The following is a 652-nucleotide window of genomic DNA, read 5'->3' as shown; positions in this document are numbered from 1 at the left end:
GGCTGGCATCGAGCTGTTGGTGGCCACGGTTGTGGTGGGATACGTCGCGGTGCAATACTTCTACRAATTTAGTGGTGTTGCCAAAACGCAGCGTGCTTGGCAAATTTGCCTAGTATCGAATGGTGTCGTAGAGAAAAAACGCCTCGCAGATCATGCGAGCGTTTTTGCTTAATGGCGAGAAAAACGGTCGTTAGCCCTTGTGATAGAAGCGCGACATCAGTTCCAGTGATTGCTGAATCACATTAACCGGCACTTTGTGGTCTTTAACAATTTTCAATTGGTTGTTGAGCTGTTTTGAGTTTCCTGCCGGGTTAACCACCATCATCATCTCTTGGCCGACGAGTGCATAGTTGTAGTAGCTCCCCGCGATAAACCAATCTCGAGATTTGCTCGCGTCGAACAAGTTGTCTCCGACGCTAAATCGGCAGTATTCATTTTATTATCAAAAAGCATTGCCATCAGTGTGGGCACCACATCAAAGTGGGTGGTGCGATAATCGTAAGTCTTGGCGGCTTGGCCTGGTGCGTAGAGGTACAAAGGTACATGAATTTGCGCTTGGCTGTAATTGCCTGAATGCCCCCAATAGTTCATGCGATTATCGTTAAACTCTTCACCATGATCCGAGGTGATGACCACGATGGTGTTCTCCAAA

At 47.6% G+C, this 652-nt stretch carries 1 pseudogene; it reads right to left on the bottom strand.

Annotated elements, in window-relative coordinates:
* Positions 1 to 190: 190 nt before the first annotated feature.
* A pseudogene (locus tag CIK04_RS26095) lies at positions 191 to 652 on the bottom strand (sulfatase-like hydrolase/transferase); the annotation flags it as partial.

The organism is Vibrio sp. 03_296 (genome assembly GCF_002265885.1).
The sequence above is the reverse complement of the archived record's forward strand: the minus strand, read 5'-3'. Positions and strand labels throughout refer to the sequence as shown.